Genomic DNA, 3,750 nt, shown 5'->3' on the forward strand with positions numbered 1-3,750 from the left:
CCACACGATACGACCGACGCGCCGCTCACTACATGGCCTTCATCCATCTCGCCGCCGTCATCCTCTGGTTGCGCTGAATGTCGATTCGTCCTAGTGGGGCCATGTCGGGACGACGCCCTTGGGCGTCGCCGACAGCGTCGCGAGATTCTCATCGATGGCGCGGAACAGACCCCAGGTCTCGCCGTAGTTCAGGGGAAAGCCGGGGCATCCGGCATCCACATCCTTCTGCCGGGCGTGGATGTAGTCGGTCCATTGTTTGGTCGATGGGCGCCGATGATGGAAATCGTGGCATGGAGCATCCCCGACCAGGACGATGACACGGACGAGGACCTGGATCGTGAGCATGTTCGCCCACCAGCCGCACCAGGCGGCGAGCCCTGCGGGCGACCACGCCGAAGCTCGCGGCGGGGGGGCGCCCGGAAATACACCGGCGGTCGCCAGGCAGACGAATTCCTTGCCCCGCGCGGCGATCAGCGCCGGCTCCGGAAAGCGGTGCTCGCAGAGGATCCGACCGATCGTCGCCCATTGCAGGAGCAGGGTCAGCGGCAGGAGCCAGATGACGAGAAAGGCGAGGGCATGGCCCGTGAGGGCCGAAGCCAGCGCCGGAATCGCCAGGGCGAACATCGCCACGATGTTGTGCTGCGGGTCGTGCGAGCGCATGGCGGCACGGATTCGGCGAAGCAGGAACCGGACATGGAAGCCGGGCGAAAAGACGACGTTGACCAGCACGCGGCGCCACAATTCGCGCTTCGGCAGCTCCGGTTCGAGGCGGCACATGCCGAGGACGAAGTCGGCGAATTCATCCTCCTCGGTCAGCAGCTTGCGGGCGCTGTGGTGATGCATGTGCTCTTTTCGGTAATGGTCGAAATGTTTGAACAGGAAGACGGCGGAGATCAGCCGGCCCACGGCTCGGTTGCGCTCCCAGGTGCGGAAGACGGTCCCATGAGCGCAATGGTGAAACACCACGACCTGGAACACGCCGAGGCCGGAGGTCGTGAGAATCAGGGAGATGAAGAGCAGGAGGGCGCCCGGGATCATCGGGACGATGGTCCATAGAACGCCGAACGACAGGCCTGCCACAATCAGCAGGCTTCCCTGATGCACGAAATGCATCGGGGTGTGCGCGGTCTCGGCCTCCTGCGGCGCCGGCCGGGCGGTCAGCCAGGACAGGAACGGCTGGACAGCGGCCGGAAGGCGTGCGGCCATCTCGGCGCGCGGGTCTCGCCGCGCGGTGCGCGCCGCGTCGTGTGACCCGACATGTTCAAGACCTGCAACGAAGGTGGACATGAGACGCTCCTTCCGCATCGGCACGGCAGTAATCCGTCACAGTTTTGAGGCGGACGAAAGCCGTCTCAAAGGATGGGAATTACCTAAAAAGATCGCTTTATGCTCGCGAGACGTGCAACAGCAGCGCAGCCGTCAATAGACTGGGCACTCTGAATGCTGGTTGCAGGGTATTCCCGGGATCAGGGCGACGTCCACGTCAAGACCGACGAGGACGATCGGGCGGCCGAGCCGGTGGGCGTGGCTGGCCGCCATCGCCGGGCGTGCTCGACCCGGGTCAGCCGCCCAAGGCGGTCCGTCCGTCCTGGCCCGTCAGCACCGTGACCTCGACCCGGTTACGCCCCCGCGCCTTGGCAAGGTATAGCGTGCGGTCGGCTGCCCGCATCAGTTCATTGATATCGGTGTCGCAGGCCTGGGCCACCGCGGCGCCGATGCTGACGGTCAACGGGAATGCGCTCTCCTGTGTCGGGGCGAACTTTTCCGCCGCCAGCTTGACCCGGACCCTCTCCGCCGTGGCAGCGACTTCGTCGACACCGGCACCGATCATGACGACGGCGAATTCCTCGCCTCCCAGACGGGCCACGAGATCCAGGGCCCGGACCTCGAGGCGAAGCCTTTCCCCCAGAAGTTCGAGCGCGACGTCGCCGGCCTGATGGCCGAACCGGTCGTTGACGATCTTGAAGCTGTCGACGTCGATCATCAGTACGGCGACGTTCGCCATCTGCTTTGCCGCCAGCACGCCTTCGAGGTGCCGCATGAAATAACGACGATTGTAGAGGCCGGTCAGCGGATCGGTCAGTGCCATCTTGAGAGCGCCGTCGAGCGCGCTTCGCAGCCGGTCCTGGTAGAGCTTCCGCCGGATCTGATTGCGGGCCCGGACCCTGAACTCGTTCGGGTTGAACGGCTTCGAGATCCAGTCGTTCACGCCCAGATCGAAGCCGCGCAGGATCAGGTCTCGATGATCAGGCTCGGCGATCAGGAGAAGAGGTATGTCGCGGCTGGCCACATTGGCCCGAAGCCGCGAGGCGAGGCGCAGGGGTTCGAACCCCCTCATCGAGAGATTGATGATGATCAGGCTCAGCGGATGGCTGGCCCCGAGGGCGGTCGCCTCCTCCTCGTTGGAGGCCCGAACGGCCTGGATGCCGTCTTCTGCGAGCGCATTCTCGACGCTGGCCGCGCCGAGATCCCAGTCGTCCACGATCAGCGCGCGAGTCCCGCTCACCTCGACTTGATCACGCGGCTCGGGAGCGAGGCCCAGGGCCCGCGTCGTCTCGTGCCGTGCCCTCCATTCATCGAAAAGCTGCTTGAGACGGACAAGGCCTTTGATCCTGGCGAGGAAGGCCTCGGTGTCGATTGGCCGGGTCAGGAAATCATCGGCACCGCATTCGAGCCCGCGCAGCTTTTCGGCAGTGCCGTCGAGCGCGGTGACCATGACGACCGGAATATGCATCGTCCGGTCGTCCGCCTTCAGTCGACGGCAGGTCTCGTAGCCATCCAGCTCAGGCATCATCACATCCAGGACGATGACGTCCGGTTGCCAGTTCTGCGCCAGCAAAATCGCCTCGGCGCCGCTTGATGCCGTCAGGACAGTATAATATTGATCCTGCGCGACAACGCTCAATATATGAGCGTTTGCCTCCGTATCATCGACAATTAGCACCTGAGCGGTCATAGGCTCTGTCTCAAGTTGAATCAACGATGCGGGGAAAATCGTGTCAAATTATACCGGATGTGTGATCGTCGGGCCCTAATAGGGGTGGGCATCGCAGCCGCAAAAAAGAATATCACGTTGGGACGGAATCATACACCAGGATAAGGAATTCCTAAACTTGCGCGCAACTCTTCTCTGCGGCAGCCTGGCCCATTGCGCATAAGAATATATGCGAGCGGCTGTCGAAGATCCCGAAGATCTCCTGCTTTGTCGCCGGAAATGGTATTCGGTCGAAGTCGGTATGATAGGACGACGGCAGGCCAAGCGGCCGACGGGTGCCTCCGTGTCCATGGCTTCGCCGATACCCATGGCTTCGCATTTGCGGGAGGTGCCTGAGCGATCGGGCGAGTACCACCAAAGGATATCTTCAAATTCCAGTTTGGCTCTCATATTTTAAATATTCAGAAGTATAGGATCCGTATTGATTGGTTGTTGATGTTAAGGTCAGACGCTCCGAATTCAGAAAGTAAGTGTCGGCGGAAACAAAGATGTTGCAGGAGATTGTTGGGCGGCCGTGGTGTTTTCCGCGGCGCAGGTTATTTCAGCGGTTCATCGTGACGCCGGGAAGACAGCGCTCGGGGCCTGGCGAAACGGGCTCTTGGGCTGATCCCTGCTCCCGGCTTTCCCCAATGACCGCCATTCTCGACATCTGGGCCGTTCAGCGGGAGAAGGGCTGATGTGCGGCATCGTCGGCATCGTCGGGAGGCGGCCGGTGTCGTCCCGCCTGGTCGAGGCGCTGAAGCGCCTGGAGTATC

At 62.5% G+C, this 3,750-nt stretch carries 2 protein-coding genes; both read right to left on the reverse strand.

Translation table 11 applies throughout. From position 1 onward, the window contains the following. Positions 1-90: 90 nt before the first annotated feature. Entirely contained in the window at positions 91-1,287 is a 1,197-nt protein-coding gene (locus ACFW16_RS35885) for a fatty acid desaturase (RefSeq protein ID WP_380313891.1), read from the reverse strand. Between the two features lie 274 nt (positions 1,288-1,561). After that, positions 1,562-2,956 (reverse strand): PleD family two-component system response regulator, encoded by a 1,395-nt coding sequence (locus ACFW16_RS35890; protein WP_380313892.1) that lies wholly within the window; start codon positions 2,954-2,956, stop codon positions 1,562-1,564. Between the last annotated feature and the right edge of the window lie 794 nt (positions 2,957-3,750).

Origin of the sequence: Inquilinus sp. NPDC058860 (assembly GCF_042743185.1) — a bacterium.
GTDB lineage: Bacteria > Pseudomonadota > Alphaproteobacteria > DSM-16000 > Inquilinaceae > Inquilinus.